This is a genomic window from Streptomyces malaysiensis subsp. malaysiensis (assembly GCF_040653035.1).
Taxonomy (GTDB): Bacteria; Actinomycetota; Actinomycetes; order Streptomycetales; family Streptomycetaceae; genus Streptomyces; species Streptomyces malaysiensis.
In genome coordinates this window covers 131,472-149,502 of sequence record NZ_JBEZNG010000019.1, presented here as the reverse complement: position 1 = coordinate 149,502, position 18,031 = coordinate 131,472, and the positions used below count along the sequence as shown (strand labels likewise).

Genomic DNA, 18,031 nt, shown 5'->3' with positions numbered 1-18,031 from the left:
TCTTCCTTGTGGTCGTCGAGAGGAGGCGGAGCGGGCGCAGGTCGGTGCCCGCGCCCACACCGGTCGTGGGTCATACGCCGTGCCGGCGGCTGCGCCACGCTCCGGCCGCAGGGCGCTCCAGGCCCAGGTTGTCGCGCAGCGTCCGGCCTTCGTACTCGGTCCGGAACACGCCCCGTCGCTGGAGTTCCGGCACCACCTGACGAGCGAAGTCCTCGAAGGCGCCCGGCGTGTGGACGGCACCCACGGTGAAACCGTCGCAGGCGCCTTCGGTGAACCAACGCTCCATGCCGTCGGCGACCTCGGCGGCGGTGCCGACGAAAGTGCCCTCGACGCGACCGCCATAGCGCTTGCCCAGCTCCCGCAGCGTCAGGCCCTCGCGCCGAGTCATCTCGACAACCTCCTTGTAGTGGCCCTGGACACCGGGAACATCCACATCGGGCAGCGGTTCGTCGAGCGGGAGACCCGAGAGGTCGACGTCCAAGTGGTAGGCCAGAGTCGACAGTCCGGCCAACGGCGGTACCAGGTCGGCCAGTTCGTCCGCGGACCGCTGTGCCGCCTCGGTGGTGGGGCCGATGACGGGAGTTGCCATCGGCAGGATCTTGACGTCCTCGCGGCGGCGGCCATGACGCTCGGCGCGGCCCTTGATGTCCTGGTAGAACTCACGGGCCGACTCGAGCGAGGCGTGGCTACAGAAGATGACGTCCGACCAACGGGCCGCGAAGTCACGCCCCTTGGGTGAGGCACCGGCCTGGATGATCACCGGGTAGCCCTGCGGCGGACGCGCGACGTTGAGCGGGCCTCGGACACTGAACCACTCCCCCTCGTGGTCGATGTGATGCACCCGCCCGGGTTCGGCGAACAGCGGGGTGTCCGGGTCGAGGACGAGAGCGTCGTCCTCCCAGCTGTCCCACAGCTTGCAGGCCACTTCGAGGAACTCGTCGGCCCGCTCATAGCGCTTGTCCCGGTCGATATGACGATCGTTGCCGAAGTTGCGCGCTTCGGAATCCTGGAAGGAAGTGACCACGTTCCAAGCGGCACGGCCATCGCTGATGTGATCGGTCGTCGCGAACGAACGTGCCACCGGGAACGGTTCCAGGTAACTGGTGGAGACGGTGGCGGCCAGGCCGATGTGGTCGGTGACGGCCGCGATCGACGCCAGGATGGGGGTCGGGTCGAGGCGCAGGGACCCGAGCGATCCGTACCGGAGCTGGCTGTCCATGCTGTTGCCGAGGCGGTCCGGTACGGACAGGATGTCCGCGAAGAACATCAGGTCGAACTTGCCCTCTTCGAGCACTCTGCCGATGTGCTGGTAATGGGACGCGGACAGCCAGTTCCGGTCGGCGGCCGGGTGGCGCCAGCCGCCGGGCCGACCGGGACCCGCGGTCACGAAGGCGGCCAGATGCATGTGGTTCGTATGGTTCCGGGAGCTGTTCATCGGGGTCTTTCTGCCTGAGGGTTACGCGGCCGTGGACTGTCCGGGATCGGTGCCGGGGTCACTTCCCCAGTTCGGCGGCCACCGTCTTTCTGATGGAATCGAAGCGGGTGTCGCGCAGGAACCCGGCCACGTCGATCTTGGACGGGTAGACGCCCAGGGCATGGAAGTTGTCGGCGAGATCCTGGGTGCTCCCGATCGCCTTGCCGTCGACCGCCGCGAGGGCGTCGGCGTTCGAGTCGGACAGGAGCTTCCTACGGGTCAGGTCCAGGTAGACGTCGCGCTCCACATCCGTCGAGCCGAAGCCGCCGATGCGGTCGAAGAACTCGACGCTCTTCTCGGGCGACCTGTTGATGCCGCGCTGCGCGTCGCGGACGGCGCGCACGGTCTTCGCCACCGCTTCGGGGTAGTCCTTCACAAATGACTCGCTGGCCACGTAGAAGCTGTAGTCGTACGTCTTGACGCCGGGCAGGCTGCGCGCCTTGTGCCGGGCCTTGGCCAGGCCGATCGCGGGCTGCCAGCTGATCCAGGCGTCGACCTTGCCGTTGGCGAACGCGGACTCCGCGTCGGCGGCGGGCAGGTTGACGTAGTCGATATCGTCCAGCCGCAGTCCGGCCGTCTCCAGGTACTTGATGAGGCTATAGGTGCCGGTCGTGCCCTTCTGGTCGGCGATCCGCCTGCCCTTGAGGTCCGCGGCGCCGCGGATGGCCGAGCCGCGCGGCACGAGGATCTCGACCTCGGTGCCGGGCAGCGGGTAAGCGGCGAGCGGCACGATGGGGACGTCGCCGCCGACCGCGTAGGCCACGGCGGTGGCGGTCGCGAAGGAGAAGTCGACGCTTCCTGCCTTGAAAGCCTCCATGACGGGCAGGGAGGCGGTGAACCCCGACGGCCAGGAGACGGTCGTGCCGCCGAGCGTCTTGCCGAGGTTCACGCCGTTCATCTTGTAACGGAGGGCCGCGGGTATGCCGGTCCTGCCGCTTCCGATGACCGCGAAGCGGAGCTTTTGGGGCACTCCGTCCGCGAGCGGCTTGTTCTCCGGTGCGGCGGTCTTGTCCGCACCGCATGCCGCGAGGGCGGGGGTGAGGGCGGCGAGGCCGCCAAGGGCGAGGAGTCCACGGCGCGAGAGTCCGTCGACAGGAGTCGTGGGGATGGCGGAGCGGGACGTGATACGACGGAGTCTGGGCATGGTGAGGTCCTTGGCCTTCCGCGGGGACGCGGTACGGGGGGTATGGGGCACGGGGGTAGGGGTGCGGGGGCCGCGGGGCCGGGTCGGGGGCGGCCGGTCCGCAGCCGGTTTCCGGGCTGATTCAGCCGGCTCCGGTGCCGGCGGACGCGGGGTCGAGCAGGTCCTGGAGGATCTCCTCCTTCCAGGCCACGAGGCGGGGGTGTCCGCGTCGATCCCCGCGGGGAAGGTCGACCCTCAGGTCTCGTCCGATCGAGCCGGCCGCCAGGACCAGTACGCGGTCGGAGAGCACAAGCGCTTCCTCCACGTCATGGGTGACGAGCAGGACGGTGCGCGGCTGGTCCAGCCAGAGCCGTTCCACGAGTTGCTGCATTTTGATCCGGGTGATGGCGTCCAGTGCGCCGAACGGCTCGTCCAGGAGCAGGAGTTCAGGGTGGTGCAGCAAGGCACGGGCGAGGGCGACTCGCTGCTTCTGCCCTCCGGACAGTTCGGCCGGCCAGACGCTTCCCCGGCCGTCCAGGCCCACGGCCCGCAGCAGCGAACGCGCCTCGTACCCTCGGCCGTTGACGCCCAGCTGGACGTTGTCCTCGACGCTGCGCCAGGGCAGCAGCCGGTCCTCCTGGAACATCATGCGGGCCGTGACGGGCTCCGGTCCGCTTCCGCGCAGGGTGACCCTGCCTGTGCTCGGCTGTTCGAGGCCCGCGATGATCCGCAGCAGTGTGCTCTTGCCGACGCCACTGGGGCCGAGGAAGGAGACGAAGGAGCCGGGCTCGATCTCCAGGTCGAGGTTCTCCAGAATCCACCGATCGCCGTATCGCCGACCCACCGAGTCGAGCAAAAGCCCGGCACCCCGCGAAGGGTGAGCAGGCGTCACGGGGACGGGCGGCGGTAGTTGGGGTGCCATCGCAGGACCCTTCGTTCGATGAGCCGGGTGAGGAGGTCGGCGAGCAGACCGGCGCAGGCGTACAGCACGATGGCGAGCACGATCTGGTCGGTGCGGAGCATCTGGCGCGCGTCCTGGGCGAGGTAGCCGATTCCGTCATCGGCCGAGATGGTCTCGGCGATCACGAGCGTGATCCAGGCGACGCCCAGGGAGTAGCGGATGCCGGCCAGAATGGTGGGCATCGCGCCGGGCACCGCGATCTCCCGCACCAGGGCCCATCGCCCCAGTCCGTAGGAGCGGCCGAGCTGGATCAGTTTGGGGTCCACTCCGCGGATACCGGTGACGGTGTTGAGGTAGATGGGAAAGAACGTGCCCAACGCCACGAGAAGGATCTTGGGCTCCTCGCCGATGCCGAACCAGGCGATCATCAGCGGCACCAGGGCCAGATGCGGGATGGTGCGGACCATTTGCAGTGTGCGGTCCAGAAGTATGTCCGCGATTTTGGACATGCCCACCAGAAACCCGAGCACGAGGCCGGTGACCGCGCCCAGCCCGAACCCCTGCGCGATGCGGCGCAGGCTGGCGAGGATATGGCGCTGGAGTTCGCCGGTGGCGGCGAGATCGGAACCCGCCCGTACCACCACCTCGGGAGCGGGCAGTACGGAGGGCGAGAGGACGCCGGTCCGGGCGGTGACCTGCCAGATCACAAGAGCCAGCAGCGGTACGACCCAGGGGCCGACCGCACGACCGACAGCAGGCAGCCGGCCGACGATCCGGCGCGGGACAGCGGATCGGGACGAGGCCGGCACCGGCGCGCGTCCCGCTTCGGATCCGGCGCTCTCCACCGGTTCGGAAGGGGGCGGATCCCCTTCTTTTGTGAGCAGTTGGCGCTCGGGCATGGGTCTCCCTTTCAGGAGTGATCGCCTCGGTCCGCACCGCGGAGGAGTCGACGCGGGAGCCGAACCGAGCGGGAGTCCGTGGGAGGGTTCCCGCGCGCGGCGGGTGGTGTGAAGGACACATTTCCCGGGCTGAGCCGAAGGCGACGTGCTCGGGGAAACGCTCACGTGTGAGAGCCGGACCGGCCGGACGTGAGACTACGAAGTGATCAAGATCAGCGACAGCGTGCGCTGGAGCTACGCATGAAGTCGATGTGCCGACGGCACGTCAACCCGGTCCGCCACGGGAAGGCGATCACGACGGCCAGGCGGGCGGAACCCCGCCGTGACCGGGCATCGCGATGCATCTGGAACTCCCCTGGGCATGGAGGACGGCCGACTGCCGTGCGCTCCGACCTTACGGAACACTTGCGGGGATCCTAACCACAGCTGCATCTACGTGCAAACATCTGTATACACTTGTATCGAATGGTGGACGAGAGGACAGGGAAGAAGAGACGTGACCGCTTCACAGGACGATGGACGACGCGCCATCAGCCACTACGCCCGCATCCGGCAGCGCATCGTCAACGGGCAGGCGGGGCCTGGGACCGTACTGATCCCATCGGCTCTGAGCGCCGAGTACAACGTGTCGCGCACCCCGGTGCGGGAGGCCCTGATCAGACTTGAGCAGGACGGGCTGGTCGAGCAGGCGACTCGCGGTTACGTGGTCCGCACCCGCACCCCGGAGGAAATCCTCCAGATCTGCGAGGCGCGCATCGCCCTTGAGTCGACCATCGTCCAAGCCGCCGCCATGCGACGGACGGAACTCGACCTCGCCCGGCTCGTCCACGTCCACGAAAGCGCGGCGGACACCACCGATCCCGCCGAACTGCGGAACCTCAACAGCGAGTGGCATGTGATGCTGCGCGAAGCCGGGCACAACCCCACCATCGCCGAGCTGATGGACCGTCTGGACGCCCAGCTGAAGACGTACGACGCGCACACCTCGTCAGCCACCGACCTGCCCGACAACCTCGACCAGATCCTCACGGAGCACGCCGGGATCCTGGAAGCGGTACGACACGGCGACGCGTCCGCCGCGCGCGACCGCATGATCGCGCACCAGAGCCGCACCCGTGACCTGCGCCTCGGCGCGCTGGCCCGGTCGGCGCGGGGCACGGCATAGCGACGGCGGCGACCGTCGGATCAGCCATGCGCACCGCCCCGTCCAGGGCGAACCGCTACTCCTTGACCGCCCCCGAGTTGGCCCCCTGCACGAAGTAGCGCTGGAAGCAGAAGAACAGCGCCGCGACCGGCAGGGTCGCCAGCAGAGCCGCCGCCAGCTTCAGCGGGTACTGCGTACCGCCGCCCAGCCCGCCCGAGACAAATCGGGCGAGCCCGGTCGTCAACGTCTCGTACTGGCCGGACTGCGTGGCCACCAGGAAGTGGGTGAACTCGTTCCACGAGCCCTGGAACGCCAGGATCGTCAGGGTGATCAGCGCGGGCCGGGCCATCGGCAGCACCACCGACCAGAAGGTCCGGATCACCCCGGCGCCGTCCACCCGCGCGGCCTCCTCGACCTCCCGGGGAACCGACTCGAAGAACTGCTTCATGATGAAGACCCCGGCCGCGTCCACCATCAGCGGAAGGATCATGCCGGTGTAGGTGTCGAACAGCCCGAAGGTGTTGAGCACCAGGAACTTCGGGATCAGCAACACCACCGGGGGCACCGCCATCACCGCGAGCACGAAGGCGAACAGCAGCGAGCGGCCCCGGAAGCGCAGCCGCGCCAGCGCGTACCCCGCCATCGAGTTGAACAGCACCCGCCCGGCCGTGACCAGGACCGCGACCAGGGTGGAGTTGCCCAGCCAGCGCAGGAACGGCACCCCGTCCCCGGCCTGGCTCAGCCCGAAAAGCCGCTGGTAGGCGGCGGTCGTCGGGGTGGTGGGCACCAGTCCGAGGGGATGCGCCGCCGCGTCCGGGTCCGTCTTGAACCCGTTCACCAGCTGGAGCACGAACGGCAGCAGATACACCAGTCCGACCCCCACCACCAGGGCGTATCCCAGCACCCGCAGTGGCCGCGGGAACCGGCCGAGCACCGGGCGCCCCCGCGCCGCGGTGGCGGCCCCGGCCCTGGCGTCAGCCGTGGCCTTGGCGTTCATCGGGTCCTCCCGGGGCGGGGACCGCGCTCCCGCAGCGCCCAGCGCTGTAGCGCGGTGATGAGCAGGATCAGCGCGAGCAGGATGAACGCGATGGCCGCGCCCTGCCCGAAGTCGGCGCCGTCGAAGGCCGTCGAGTACGACAGGAAGGCCGGTGTCAGCGTCGTATTGCCCGGAGCGCCCTGGCCCATCACATACACCTGGTCGAAGACCTGCCAGGTGGCGATCGTCCCCAGGGTGAGGACGAGGAAGAGCACCGGCCGCAGCGCGGGCAGTGTGACATGGCGCAGCATCTGGCGGCGGTTGACGCCCTCGATGGCGGCCGCCTCCTCCAGCTCGCGCGGGATGTCCTGGAGGGCCGCGAGGAAGATCAGCATGAAGGTGCCGGAGGTCGTCCATACAGCCAGCAGAATGATCGTGCACATCGCGACGGACGGACCGGACAGCCACTCGTACCAGGAAAGACCCATGAAGGAGTGATCGGCCAGCACCCCCGCGGGGTGGTCGGGGTCGACGATGCCCAGGCCGCCGAGCAGCGTCGAGAGCACCCCGCGCGAGTCGGCGAACCAGTTCGGGCCCTTCACTCCGATCCAGGACAGCAGCGTGTTGACGGCACCGCTGCCCTGGAACAGGAAGAGGAAGACGGTGGAGACCGCGATCGAGCTGGTGACCGACGGGAAGAAGAACGTGGTGCGCAGCGCGCCCCGCGCGCGCAGCAGCCGCTGGTTGACGACCAGCGCAAGCGCCAGCGCGAGCCCGGTCTGGAGCGGCACGGTCAGAGCCACGTAGTAGACGTTGTTGCGCAGTGCGGTCGCGAAGAGGGTGCGGTCGAGGCCGTCCTCGGTGAGCAGTGTCCGGTAGTTGTCCAGGCCCACGAACTTCGCCTGCCCGCTGAACGGGTTGGACTGCCCGTCCCAGTTCAGCAGGCTGACCCACAGGGCCATCAGGATCGGCAGCACCAGGAACAGGCCGAGGATCAGCACCATGGGGCTGACGAACAGCCAGCCCCAGGCGCCTTCGCCGTGGCGGCGCCCCGCGGGCGGGGTGTCAGGGGTGCGGGGCGCCGCCTTGGGGCCGGACCCGCCGGGCGCGTCGGACGCGCCCGGCGAACCGGCCGTACGGGGATCCCCGCCGCTGGCCCCGGGGGCCGGGCGGGGGTCGGACGACGCGCCGCGGGGGATGCGGCGCGCCGTGCGGGGGGTGGTGCGGAAGGGCATGACGGCTCAGTTGCCCTTCGCGAGGCTCTGTTCGCCGTTGCGCTGGAGGCCGGCGAGGATCTTCTTCGGGTCCGTGGTGCGCAGCGACTGGAGTTCGGTGTTGAACTGGCTGAGCACCTTGTCGAACCCGGCGACGGTCACCGGGCCCTGCGCGTAGGCGTTGGCGTCGACCCATGCCTTGGCGTCCGGCGCCTGCTTCGCGTACTGGGCGAGGGCGCTGGTGCGTGAGGGCATCACCCCGAACGCGTCGGCGAACTTCAGCTGCCGCTCACCGGAGCTGAGGTACTTCACCAGGTCCACGGCCGCCGACCGGTGGGCGCTCTCGGCGGCCACGCCCCAGCAGTTGCTGAAGGCCAGCGTGGCCTTCCCGGCCGGTCCCTCGGGCAGCGGGACCACCTTGTACGGCACATCCGGGTAGTCCAGCTTCATGCCGCCGGTCAGCCAGTTGCCCTCGATGGTCATGGCGGCCTTGCCCTTGCCGAGTGCCTCGCCGCCCCAGCTGGTGTCGACCTGCTTGGCGTACTTCAGCGAGCCGTCCCGCAGCAGCGACTTCACAAAGCCGAGCCCCTCGGCGTTCTGCGCGCTGTCGGCGGTCATCTTCGTCTGCTTCGCGTCGGTGATCCATCCGCCCGCCTGCTTCATGAAGACGCCGAGTCGCTGGTACTCGTCGCTGGTAACCAGGCCGGTGACCCCGCCGCCGGTGAGCTTGGCCGCGACCTTCCTCAGCTCGTCCCAGGAGGTGGGGTAGTCCTTCTCGGTCAGACCCGCCTTCTTCCACAGGTCGGTGTTGATGGCGAGGGCGAGGGTGGAGGTGTCCTTGGGCAGGCACACCAGCTTCCCGTCGTAGGTGAAGGAGGTGCGCAGGGGCTCGGCGAAGTCGTCCACGTCCTTGATCGTGTCGCCGTACGCGTACAGGGAGCCGCCCTTGGCGTAGTTCGCGAACTGGTCGGAGTTGACGTAGAAGACGTCCGGCGGCTTGTGCCCGGCGAAGGACTGGGCCAGCTGCTGGTTCATGTCCTTGGCGGCTTCGACGCTCACCTTGTTGCCGGACTGCTTCTCATACGCGGCCGCGGCCTCCTTGACCGCCTTGGTCTCGGCGTCGCCCGAGGTGGCTATCAGGACCTTCAGGTGCTGTTTGGCGTCGGTGTCCTGCTTCGTGCTCTTGTCGCCGCCGAAGCTCGACGAGCAGCCGGTGGCGGCCAGGAGCGCCGCGCAGGTGACGAGGGCGGCGGTGGCCGTGCGGGGGGTCATGATTCCTCCGTGGTTTCGGGGTGCGTGCGGCTCGAGGGGGGTGGAGGAGAGGTGATGTTCGGGGCGCGGCGGCTCATGGCGCCGACGCGGTGGAGCGCCGGTCGTCAGGGCGCCGGTGCGTCGGAACCCGGCGCCGCGGTGCTGTCGCGGACGACGAGGGACGGCTCCAGCAGGACGCGTCCCGGTGACGCGGCCGGGTCGGCCATCCGGGCCAGCAGCAGCCGCACGCACTCCCTGCCGACCGCCTCCAGCGGCTGGGCGACCGTGGACAGGGAGGGCGAGAGGATCCCGGCGGTCGGCGAGTCGTCGAAGCCGACCACGGCGACGTCACGGCCGGGGGCGGCGTCCCGCTCGCGCAGCGCGTGGTAGCAGCCGAGCGCCAGCGTGTCGCTGGCCGCGACCACGGCCGTGGCACCCGCGTCCAGTAAGGGCTTGACGGCGCTACGGGCCGCCTCGACGTCCCCCGCGCTCTCGGCGCGCCGCCCGCGCGTCGGCAGCCCGTGCCGGCGCATGGCCCGCTGCCAGCCCTCGGCGCGGTCGTCACCGACGCCGGAGCCACGCGGCCAGCCCAGGAAGGCGATCCTGCGGTGTCCCAGGGCGACCAGGTGCTCCACGGCGGCGTCCGTGCCCGAGGCACCGTCGACGTCGACCCAATCGCCGATCTGCCGCCCCGACCACATCCGGCCGAAGCCGACGAACGGCACGCCGCGCTTGGCCAGCCACGCCTGGCGCGGATCCTGGCGGGCGGTGTTGCTGAGCACGAAGCCGTCGACGTCGTGCTGGCCGAGCAGTTCCTCGTACCCCTCCAGGCTCGGGCCGCCGGGCGGGCAGGCGAACAGCAGCATCCGGTAGCCGGCCTCGTCGGCGGCCTGCGACAGGGCGTGCAGAAAGCGGTCCATGACCGGGGCCGTGTCACCGCCGGGAACGGGCTGGATGCCGTAGCCGATCAGCTTGCTGGAGCGGGTGCGCAGCGTCTGCGCGGCACGGCTCGGGCGGTAGCCCATCTCGTCGATCGCCGCGCGGACCCGCTCCAGGGTCTCGGGGCGCAGCAGGTCCGGCGAGTTGATCGCGTTGGACACGGTCTGCGGGGAGACACCGGCCCGGCGGGCGACCATGGCAAGGGTCACCGGGCTGCCCTTGGGCGAGGGACTGCTGGTGGAGCGGGGCATACGGGTCTCCGGCGTACGAAGGTCTGAACCTGGTCCTACGAGCTTGATTTGAGCGTTACAAAGGCATTGTCAGCGCTCTGAAGAGGGCGTTAATGTCTTTGGATCGATCTAATGCTGAGAGGTTCTACTCCTTTGGACACCACTGTCAAGGCCCTGGACACCAACGGACCGGCCACGGCCGCCACTTTGGTGGCCACGGACCTCCAGCCGTTCCTGCACGACGCGGTCGTCACGCTGTACGCGCCGAGCTTTGTGATCTCGCGCCCGGATGGACAGCTCGGCGGGGGTGCGGACGGCTTCTACCACGGCGACAGCAGGGCGCTGTCCCATCTGACCGTCACGGCCGGGTCCATTGCCCTGGCACCGGTCGTCGGCGGGCTCAGGGGGGCCGACCGGGCGGACTTCCGGGCGATCCTGCGCGGGCTCGGCGAGGTGACGCCCGACCCGGCGGTCGCCCTGAACCGCCGCCGGACCGTCGCCTCCGGGCGGTTGGAGGAGAGCTTCGAGGTCACCAACGCGGGCACCCAGCGGGTCGGTTTCCGGCTCACGGTCACCGCCGGTACGGACCTCGCCCCGATGGAGCGGGTGAAGACGGGCCACGCCCCGGACCCGGTACCGGCGCGGGAAGAGGGTGGGGCGGGCCCCGGGGGAAGCGGTCTGGCGTGGTCCCGCGACGGGTTCGCCGTACGCCTGGTCAGCGAACCGGCGCCGGATGCCCTGGAGGCGCCGGAGGGCCGGCTGTCGTTCGATGTCGAACTGGCTCCCGGCGCCTCGTGGACGGCCACGCTGCGCTGCACGGCGGCGCACGCGGACGGCGACCAGTTCCCGGCCGCCCCCGCGGACGCCGTACCGTGGCGCACCCCGGCCCTGCGCAGCGCGGACCGGCGCTTCGACCAGTGGCTGGACCAGTCGGTCGCCGACGCGGACCGGCTGCGCCTGGCGGACCCCCGGTCCGCGGAGGGCACCGGTGGCGTTGACCAGTTTCTGGCCGCCGGAGCCCCGTGGTTTCTGACCCTCTTCGGCCGCGACTCGTTGTGGGCCGCCCGTATGCTGCTCCCGCTCGGCACCGAGCTCGCGGCCGGTACGCTGCGCACGCTCGCCCGCCGCCAGGGGGCGGTGGCCGACCCGGACACGGAGGAACAGCCGGGGAAGATCCTGCACGAAGTGCGGCGCTCCACCCAGAACTTCAACGAAGCGTTCGCCGTCCCGCCGGTGTACTACGGCACGGTCGACGCGACCCCCCTGTGGATCACCCTGCTGCACGACTCCTGGCGCTGGGGCCTGGCCCCCGAGCAGGTGGAACAGCTGCTGCCGCACACCGAGTCGGCGCTCGCGTGGATACGCGACCAGGCGGCCGAGGCCGACGACGGCTTCCTCAGGTATGTCGACCGGACCGGCCGGGGCCTGGCCAACCAGGGCTGGAAGGACTCCGGCGACGCCATCCGGCACCGCGACGGCCGGCTCGCCGACCCGCCGATCGCGCTGTGCGAGGTGCAGGCGTACGCGTACGAGGCGGCGCGGAGCGGCGCGGCGCTGCTGCGCGCTTTCGGCCGGCCGGGCGCGGACGTGTGGGAGGAATGGGCGGAAGGGCTCGCCACCCGCTTCCGGAAGCGCTTCTGGGTGGAGGACGCGCGGGGTGCGTACCCTGCGGTCGCGCTGGACCGCGACGGCCGGCCGGTGGACTCGGTCACCTCGGGCTTCGGCCACCTTCTGGGGACGGGCCTGCTGAACCAGGAGGAGAGCGCCGCGCTGGCGGCCCGGCTGACCGGCCCCGACCTCGACTCGGGCCACGGTCTGCGCACCCTGAGCAGCGACTCGGTGGGCTTCAACCCGTATGGCTACCACATCGGTTCGATCTGGCCGCACGACACCGCGATCGCCGTACACGGCCTGGTCAGGGCCGGTTTCCCGGACGCCGCGGCGTCGCTGGCGGCGGGCCTGCTGACGGCGTCGGCGGGGTTCGCCGGGCGGCTGCCCGAGCTCTTCGCCGGCCACGGCGCCGAAGCGGGCCCGCGCCCCGCGCCCTATCCCGCGTCATGTCGTCCCCAGGCATGGGCGGCCGCTTCCTCGGTCCTGGTGCTGCGCTCGGCCCTCGGCCTGGACGCGGACGTCCCGGGCGGCACGGTCACGGTGGCCCCCGCCTTCGCCGGGGCCTACGCCCCGCTGACGGTGACGGGGCTCCAGGTCGGCGGGGCCCGGCTGGACATCGCGCTGGCGGCGGACGGGACGGTGAACACGACGGCACCGGAGGGGCTGACGGTGGTCTCGGCCTGACGCGGCGCCCCCTGCCCCGGCGGCCGCTCCGCCCGGCGGGAGAAGTGCCGAAGCGCGTCGCCCGGACGGGGTGACGGTGGAGGGCGACGCCGCTGCCGCCGGTCCCGCGACGTCGGCGGCGCGGTCCCGCCCCGCCCCGGGGCCGGGACCCGTCCGGCGTTCAGGCCGGCTTCCGGCCGGGGGCGGCCGGGGCGGGTACGAGCGTGCGCACCAGGTCCGCCACCAGCGCGGCGGCGTGCGACAGCGGCTGCACCTCGCAGGTACACAGCGACATCGCGGTATACAGCCGGGAGTCGGCGAACCGGTAGACGCGTACCTCGTCCGGGGCGAAGTGGGCCCTGGCTGCCGAGAGCGGCAGTACCGTGGCGCCGAGCCCGTTCACCACGGCGTCCCGCAGCACCGAGTCCGGCTCGACCTCGGCGACGACCGAGCAGTGCAGTCCGGCGGCGTGGAAGGCGGCCTCGGTGATACGACGGACGGTGTGCAGTTCGCTCGGCATGAGAAAGTCCAGACGGCTCGCCTCCTTGAGGGTGACGGTGTCGCCGCGGCTGCTGACCGGCGGGGTCCTGGCGCTGGTGATCAGGTGGAACTCCTCCTCGCGGATGTGCTCGAAGACGACCCCCCTGACATAGCCGGGGTCGTAGATGAGCGCCATGTCCACCTGGCCGAGCAGCACGGCCTGGCTCATCACCACCGTCAGGTTCTGGATCAGCTGGAGCTGGATGTTCGGATACCGTTCGCGCACGGCCCGCAGCAGCGGCACGGCCAGGCCAGGCGCCATGCTGTACGAGGCCAGGCCCACGGTCACCAGTCCGGCCGGGGTGTCGCCGCCGGCCCGCAGGTCGATCCGCGCGGCCTTCTCGAGGCGGATGATGCCCTGCGCGTAGCGGTACAGGGAGCGTCCGGAGGCCGTGACCTCCACACCACGGCCGGTCCGTTCGAGCAGCCGGCTCTTGAAGTCGTTCTCCAACGCCGAAATGTGCTGGCTGAGCGCGGATTGCGTGATGTGCAGCGAGTCCGCGGCCCGGGTGATGTTGCCGATGTCGACCACCCTGACGAAGTAACCGAGCCTGCGGGTGTCCATCGCGCTCCTCCTCGGGTGGCGCTCTTCTTCTGGGGCAGCGGCCCTCGCCGTGGGCAGCGGGTGGGCGGCCGCATGACCAGAGACATGCAGGTGAACGTACCCTTTGGGGCCCGTCGGCGGAATGGGTGCGCGGACCGGAAGAGCGCGGACCGGCACCGTGCGGGGCGGCCGGGCACCGGGGGCGCGGCCGCCCGGTGCCCGGTCAGGCGGGCGGCGGCCCGGTGCCGCGTGCCGTGCCACCTTCCGCGCGGACGGCTTCGTACACGGCCGCGTGGTCCATGGCGCCGAGCCCCCGGCGGAGCGCCTCCTCGAACAGGGCACGGGTGTGCCGGGTCTGCGGCAGGCGGGCGCCGAGGGCATCGGCGAGCCCGGTCGCGTACCGGAGGTCCTTGACCTGGTTGACCGTGCTCCCCCCGAGGCCGTACTCGCGGTGCAGGATCTTCGCCGCCTTGGCGTCGAGCACGGCACTGGCGGCCAGCCCGCCCCGGAGCACACGGACCAGCTGCTCCCCGGACAGCCCGGCCCTGCGGCCCAGGTCGACGGCTTCGGCCACGGCCACCAGGGTCCCGGCCACGATCACCTGGTTGCACAGCTTGGCCGCGGTTCCCGCGCCGGGCGGGCCCATGAGTTCGACGGTGGCGGCGAAGGACCTCAGCACCGGCTCCACGCATGCGTACGCCCCCGGGGCGGCGCCCACCATCAGGCTCAGCGTGCCCGCGCGAGCACCGGCGTCACCGCCGCTCATCGGCGCGTCGAGCACGGTGACGCCCCACCGGCCGAGCCGGCCGGCCAGGCGGCGGACCTTGTCGGGTGACGTGGTGCTCAGCACGACCAGGTACGCCGTCCCGTGCCCGGCCCAGCGGCGCACCACCGGGTCGGGAGCGATCTCGTCGAATTGGTCGATGTCCGGCAGGGCCGACAGCACCACCCGGGCCCGCAGGTCGGCGGGGTGTGCGACGCCCCGGTCCCCGAACTCCTCCGCCCGCGCAAGAGTTCTGTTCCACACCTGAAGCGGAAAGCCCGCGCGGGCGATGTGCCGGGCGACCGGGGCGCCCATGGGGCCCAGGCCGACCACGGCGACCGTCGGTGCGTCCCTTCCCGTCCTCACTCCTCGACGACCAGGCCCTTGGCCTTCAGCTTCTCGGTGAGCCCGTGCACCTCGATCAGCGTCCGGTCCCCGCGGCGGTGCTGCTCCCGGATCCGCGCCTCATGGTCCTCGCGCCGCCGGCACAGCCGGACCACCTCCTCGGCCTCCAGCGGGTCGACCACGACGATGCCGTCGGCGTCGCCGCGCAGAATATCGCCGGGCCGGACGATCCGCCCGCCGATGGAGATCGGGCGGTTCACCTGGCCGAGGGTCTCCTTGACCGTCCCCTCGATGCAGATCGAGCCGGAGAAGACGGGGAAGCCCAGCGTCCGCAGGTCCGCGCTGTCGCGCACCCCGGAGTCGGTGACGAACGCGGCCAGCCCCTTGCTCTGGCAGGCGGTGGCGAGGACGTCGCCGAAGGACCCGGCCTGCTCGAACTCCGAACCGGCGACGATGACGACGTCCCCGGGCCGGGCGTAGGAGATCGCGACCTGGACCATGATGTTGTCGCCCGCCTGTGCCTCGACCGTGAAGGCCGGTCCGCAGAACGACATGGCGGGGTCCACGGGCTTCAGCCGGTGCGCCAGCGCGCCCTTGCGGCCCTGCGCCTCGTGGATGGTCGCGGCGGAGAACCGGCCGAGCGCGGCCACCACCTCCGGCGAGGGGCGGTCGATCTCGGTGCGTACGTGGATCATTGGCGGGGTGTCCTTTCCTCGGGGCTCAGAAGTCGGGGTCGGCGGAGACGCGCAGTACCGTCTTGGACGACCGGGAGGGGTCCGCCGCGCAGCCGAACGCCTCCGGGGCGGCGTCGACGGCGAACTCGTGGCTGAGCACGGCGTCGAACGACGGGTCCGCGGCGAGCACGGCGAGCGCGGCGTCCAGTTCGGTGTCGAAGCGCTGCGACCCGTACAGCGTCAGTTCCTTGGCGATGACCGTCGACATGGCGACCGGCACCGGTTCGCGCGGCAGCATGCCGAGTTGGAGCACGGCGCCACCGGGGCGCACCGCGTGCAGCGCGGTGGCGAGCGAGGCGACGGCGCCCGCCGCCTCGACCGTCATATCGAAGGAGGACTCCGCGACGGTGCCGCCACGGGAGAGATTCACGGTGGCCGCCGCCCCGACCGCGGCGGCGGTCGTCAGCGGGAAGTCCTGGAGGTCCGCGGCGGTGATCTCGGCGGCGCCCGCGTGCCGAAGCGCGGCGACGGCCAGGGCACCGATCGGACCCGCGCCGCTGACCAGCACCTTCGCTCCGCGGACCCGTTCGCCCAGCCGCGCCACGCCGTGCAGGGCGACGGCCAGCGGTTCGGCGAGCACGGCCCGGCGCAGGGGAAGTTCGGCGGGCAGTGGCCGCAGCTGGCCGGGCAGCACCTCCAGCAGTTCGACGAAGCCGCCCTGGGTGTGCGGCCGGGTGGAGGCGCTGCCGAAGTAGCTGCCGCCGGGGCGCAGATGCAGACCGGTGGGGGCGGCGGCGCCGCACGGTGCGCAGGGCGTCGCCGGGTGGAGGGCGACACGGGTGCCGACCGCCGGTGCGTCCGGTACGTCCCGGCCGACCTGCGCGATGACGCCGACCACCTCATGGCCGAGCACGAGCGGCTCGGTTACGGTGTACGGCCCGTTGCGGCCGTGCGCGGCATAGTGCAGGTCGGAGCCGCAGATGCCTCCGTATACGACGCGGACCACGACCCGGTCCGGTGCCGCCCGGAGGTCGGGCAGCGTGTCGACGCGCAGGTCTCCCGCTGCGTGGACGACGACGGCTTTCACGGCGAGGTTCCTTTCCTGGGTGTGGGCGGGCGGTTGTGCCCGGGGCCATCGAGCGGGTGGTACGGGCTCAGCGCCCGAGGTAGCCGCCGTCGACGGGCAGCACGGTTCCGTGGACGAACCGGGCGGCGTCGGATACGAGGAACAGCGCGGCGCCCGCGATGTCCTGGGCGGTTCCCCATCTGCCCGCCGGAATGCGGTCGAGGATCTGGCGGTTGCGGGTCTCGTCGGCGACGAGCGCGACGTTCATCTCGGTGTCGATGAACCCCGGCGCGATGGCGTTGACACGGACGCCCCTGGGCGCCCATTCGTTCGCCACCGACTTGGTGAACTGGCCGACGGCACCCTTGGAGGCGGCGTACGCGGAGGCCGTGAAGCCACCGGTGAAGGACAGCATCGAGGCCAGGTTGACGATCGCCCCGGTCCCCCGCTCGAGCATCGGCCGGCCGAACAGCTGGGTCAGCTCCACCACCGTCCGCACATTGAGCTGCTGCACCCGGTCCCAGTCCTCGGCCGGGAAGTCCTCGACCGGGTGGCGGATGTTGAGTCCGGCGTTGTTGACCAGGATGTCGACCCGGTGCTCCCGCAGTACCTCCTCGGCGGTGGCGCGCACCCGCGCCGGGTCGCCGAGGTCCCCGGCCACCGGTATATAGGCGCCGGTGTGTCCGGCGGCCTCGCGGCGGTGGATGCCCACCACGGTGGCGCCGCTGCGCAGATAGAGGTCGGCTATCGCGTGTCCGATCCCGGTACTGGCTCCGGTGACCACGGCGGTCCTGCCGGTCAGATCGGCGGTGAACGGTACGTCCACGATGGTGTCGCCCTTCGTAGGGGGGTGGGTCATGCGATGTGCGACCCGCCGTTGACGTCGTAGGTGACGCCCGTGAGGTAGCCGGCGTGCTCGCTCAGCAGGAAGGCGACGACCGCCGCCACGTCGCGCACGGTGCCGATCCGCCCGACGGGCAGGTCCTTCAGCAGCACCGCCTTGCGCTCGTCGGTCAGCCGGCCGCCCATGATGTCGGTGTCGATGGAGCCGGGCGCCACGGAGTTGGCGGTGATGCCGTACGGTCCGAGCTCCCGCGCCAGGGTGCGGGAGAGGCCGAGGAGCGCCGCTTTCGACGCCGAGTACGCGGCGCGCCCGTAGACGCCGCCACCGCGCTCGGCGGAGGTGGAGGAGATGTTCACGATGCGGCCGAGCCGCCGTTCGGCCATGATCTTCGTGGCGGCTTGGGTGATGTGGAAGGTGCCGTGGAGGTTGACGTCGATCACCCGGTGCCATTCGGCCTCCGAGACCTCCAGGAACGGCACGGGCGAGCTCACCCCGGCGTTGTTGACCAGCCCGACGAGCTGCGGCAGTTCGCCGTTGACCCGGTCCACGGCGGCCCGCACCGCGTCCCGGTCGCGGATGTCGGCTCCGATGCCGAGGCAGGCCACACCGTGCTCGTCCGCGATACGCGCGGCGACGTCACGGCAGGCGGCCTCGTCCAGGTCCAGCACGGCGACCGACCAGCCCTCGGCGGCGAGCCGGGCGGCGGTCGCCCGGCCGATGCCGCGCGGCGAGGCGGCTCCGGTGACGATGGCGGTGCGTTCACGGGGGAAGTCGGCGGCGGGTGGCGGGGGAAGTGTCACGGTGGGTTCTCCACTCGTTCGGCGGGCGGG

General features: G+C 71.2%; 16 protein-coding genes. 2 read left to right on the top strand and 14 right to left on the bottom strand.

Translation table 11 applies throughout. The features are described 5' to 3' along the window. Positions 1–70: 70 nt before the first annotated feature. The 4 genes from AB0E24_RS31300 to AB0E24_RS31285 form a co-directional block, all read right to left on the bottom strand. Positions 71–1,435 carry an LLM class flavin-dependent oxidoreductase gene (locus AB0E24_RS31300; protein ID WP_214609342.1) on the bottom strand — a complete coding sequence of 455 codons (1,365 nt, stop codon included), beginning with the start codon at positions 1,433–1,435 and terminating at the stop codon, positions 71–73. Positions 1,436–1,493: 58 nt separating this feature from the next. Continuing rightward, positions 1,494–2,618: an NrtA/SsuA/CpmA family ABC transporter substrate-binding protein gene (locus AB0E24_RS31295; RefSeq protein WP_099016361.1), complete on the bottom strand. Its 1,125-nt coding sequence runs from the start codon at positions 2,616–2,618 to the stop codon at positions 1,494–1,496. A 121-nt stretch (positions 2,619–2,739) separates the two neighbouring features. After that, a complete protein-coding gene (locus tag AB0E24_RS31290) occupies positions 2,740–3,441 on the bottom strand; it encodes an ABC transporter ATP-binding protein (RefSeq protein ID WP_359382041.1) in 702 nt (233 codons plus the stop codon). Between the two features lie 44 nt (positions 3,442–3,485). Then, a complete protein-coding gene (locus AB0E24_RS31285; RefSeq protein WP_347234248.1) occupies positions 3,486–4,397 on the bottom strand; it encodes an ABC transporter permease in 912 nt (303 codons plus the stop codon). 496 nt (positions 4,398–4,893) lie between these two features. Here AB0E24_RS31285 and AB0E24_RS31280 point away from each other — a divergent pair, with 496 nt between their 5' ends. Then, positions 4,894–5,562, top strand: coding sequence for a GntR family transcriptional regulator (locus AB0E24_RS31280; RefSeq protein WP_069868292.1), 669 nt, complete (start codon positions 4,894–4,896; stop codon positions 5,560–5,562). A 55-nt stretch (positions 5,563–5,617) separates the two neighbouring features. Here the strand turns inward: AB0E24_RS31280 and AB0E24_RS31275 are convergent, their stop codons facing one another. The 4 genes from AB0E24_RS31275 to AB0E24_RS31260 form a co-directional block, all read right to left on the bottom strand. Further along, positions 5,618–6,538, bottom strand: a complete 921-nt coding sequence (locus tag AB0E24_RS31275; RefSeq protein WP_173963136.1) for a carbohydrate ABC transporter permease — start codon at positions 6,536–6,538, stop codon at positions 5,618–5,620. Beyond that, positions 6,535–7,521: a carbohydrate ABC transporter permease gene (locus AB0E24_RS31270; RefSeq protein ID WP_430542289.1), complete on the bottom strand. Its 987-nt coding sequence runs from the start codon at positions 7,519–7,521 to the stop codon at positions 6,535–6,537. The genes AB0E24_RS31275 and AB0E24_RS31270 overlap by 4 nt, the downstream gene beginning before the upstream one ends. Positions 7,522–7,758: 237 nt before the next feature. Then, a complete protein-coding gene (locus tag AB0E24_RS31265) occupies positions 7,759–9,003 on the bottom strand; it encodes a sugar ABC transporter substrate-binding protein (protein ID WP_099016358.1) in 1,245 nt (414 codons plus the stop codon). 104 nt (positions 9,004–9,107) lie between these two features. Beyond that, complete coding sequence (locus AB0E24_RS31260) at positions 9,108–10,172, bottom strand: LacI family DNA-binding transcriptional regulator (RefSeq protein WP_069868296.1); 1,065 nt, start codon at positions 10,170–10,172, stop codon at positions 9,108–9,110. 132 nt (positions 10,173–10,304) lie between these two features. Here AB0E24_RS31260 and AB0E24_RS31255 point away from each other — a divergent pair, with 132 nt between their 5' ends. Continuing rightward, complete coding sequence (locus tag AB0E24_RS31255; protein WP_359382034.1) at positions 10,305–12,446, top strand: amylo-alpha-1,6-glucosidase; 2,142 nt, start codon at positions 10,305–10,307, stop codon at positions 12,444–12,446. Between the two features lie 160 nt (positions 12,447–12,606). On the opposite strand, the gene AB0E24_RS31250 is transcribed toward AB0E24_RS31255, so the two are convergent. The 6 genes from AB0E24_RS31250 to AB0E24_RS31225 form a co-directional block, all read right to left on the bottom strand. Next, a complete protein-coding gene (locus AB0E24_RS31250; protein WP_069868301.1) occupies positions 12,607–13,530 on the bottom strand; it encodes a LysR substrate-binding domain-containing protein in 924 nt (307 codons plus the stop codon). 202 nt (positions 13,531–13,732) lie between these two features. Continuing rightward, on the bottom strand, positions 13,733–14,638 hold the full coding sequence (locus tag AB0E24_RS31245) for an NAD(P)-dependent oxidoreductase (RefSeq protein ID WP_359382030.1): 906 nt from the start codon (positions 14,636–14,638) through the stop codon (positions 13,733–13,735). Beyond that, positions 14,635–15,312: a 4-carboxy-4-hydroxy-2-oxoadipate aldolase/oxaloacetate decarboxylase gene (locus tag AB0E24_RS31240; protein ID WP_099016354.1), complete on the bottom strand. Its 678-nt coding sequence runs from the start codon at positions 15,310–15,312 to the stop codon at positions 14,635–14,637. Before AB0E24_RS31240 ends, AB0E24_RS31245 begins: the two co-directional genes overlap by 4 nt. A 25-nt stretch (positions 15,313–15,337) precedes the next feature. Further along, the gene (locus AB0E24_RS31235) at positions 15,338–16,378 is read right to left on the bottom strand and encodes an alcohol dehydrogenase catalytic domain-containing protein (RefSeq protein WP_359382027.1); all 1,041 of its coding nucleotides are present in this window, start codon (positions 16,376–16,378) and stop codon (positions 15,338–15,340) included. A gap of 67 nt (positions 16,379–16,445) precedes the next feature. Next, on the bottom strand, positions 16,446–17,216 hold the full coding sequence (locus tag AB0E24_RS31230; protein ID WP_359382024.1) for an SDR family NAD(P)-dependent oxidoreductase: 771 nt from the start codon (positions 17,214–17,216) through the stop codon (positions 16,446–16,448). Next, positions 17,213–18,001, bottom strand: a complete 789-nt coding sequence (locus tag AB0E24_RS31225) for an SDR family NAD(P)-dependent oxidoreductase (protein WP_232636241.1) — start codon at positions 17,999–18,001, stop codon at positions 17,213–17,215. The genes AB0E24_RS31230 and AB0E24_RS31225 overlap by 4 nt, the downstream gene beginning before the upstream one ends. Between the last annotated feature and the right edge of the window lie 30 nt (positions 18,002–18,031).

Bases quoted from the DNA above. Each gene is read 5' to 3' on its own strand.
- AB0E24_RS31300 (WP_214609342.1), bottom strand. From the start codon at position 1,435: ATGAACAGCTCCCGGAACCATACGAACCACATGCATCTGGCCGCCTTC.
- AB0E24_RS31295 (WP_099016361.1), bottom strand. From the start codon at position 2,618: ATGCCCAGACTCCGTCGTATCACGTCCCGCTCCGCCATCCCCACGACT.
- AB0E24_RS31285 (WP_347234248.1), bottom strand. From the start codon at position 4,397: ATGCCCGAGCGCCAACTGCTCACAAAAGAAGGGGATCCGCCCCCTTCC.
- AB0E24_RS31275 (WP_173963136.1), bottom strand. From the start codon at position 6,538: ATGAACGCCAAGGCCACGGCTGACGCCAGGGCCGGGGCCGCCACCGCG.
- AB0E24_RS31270 (WP_430542289.1), bottom strand. From the start codon at position 7,521: ATGGTGCTGATCCTCGGCCTGTTCCTGGTGCTGCCGATCCTGATGGCC.
- AB0E24_RS31265 (WP_099016358.1), bottom strand. From the start codon at position 9,003: ATGACCCCCCGCACGGCCACCGCCGCCCTCGTCACCTGCGCGGCGCTC.
- AB0E24_RS31260 (WP_069868296.1), bottom strand. From the start codon at position 10,172: ATGCCCCGCTCCACCAGCAGTCCCTCGCCCAAGGGCAGCCCGGTGACC.
- AB0E24_RS31250 (WP_069868301.1), bottom strand. From the start codon at position 13,530: ATGGACACCCGCAGGCTCGGTTACTTCGTCAGGGTGGTCGACATCGGC.
- AB0E24_RS31240 (WP_099016354.1), bottom strand. From the start codon at position 15,312: ATGATCCACGTACGCACCGAGATCGACCGCCCCTCGCCGGAGGTGGTG.
- AB0E24_RS31230 (WP_359382024.1), bottom strand. From the start codon at position 17,216: ATGACCCACCCCCCTACGAAGGGCGACACCATCGTGGACGTACCGTTC.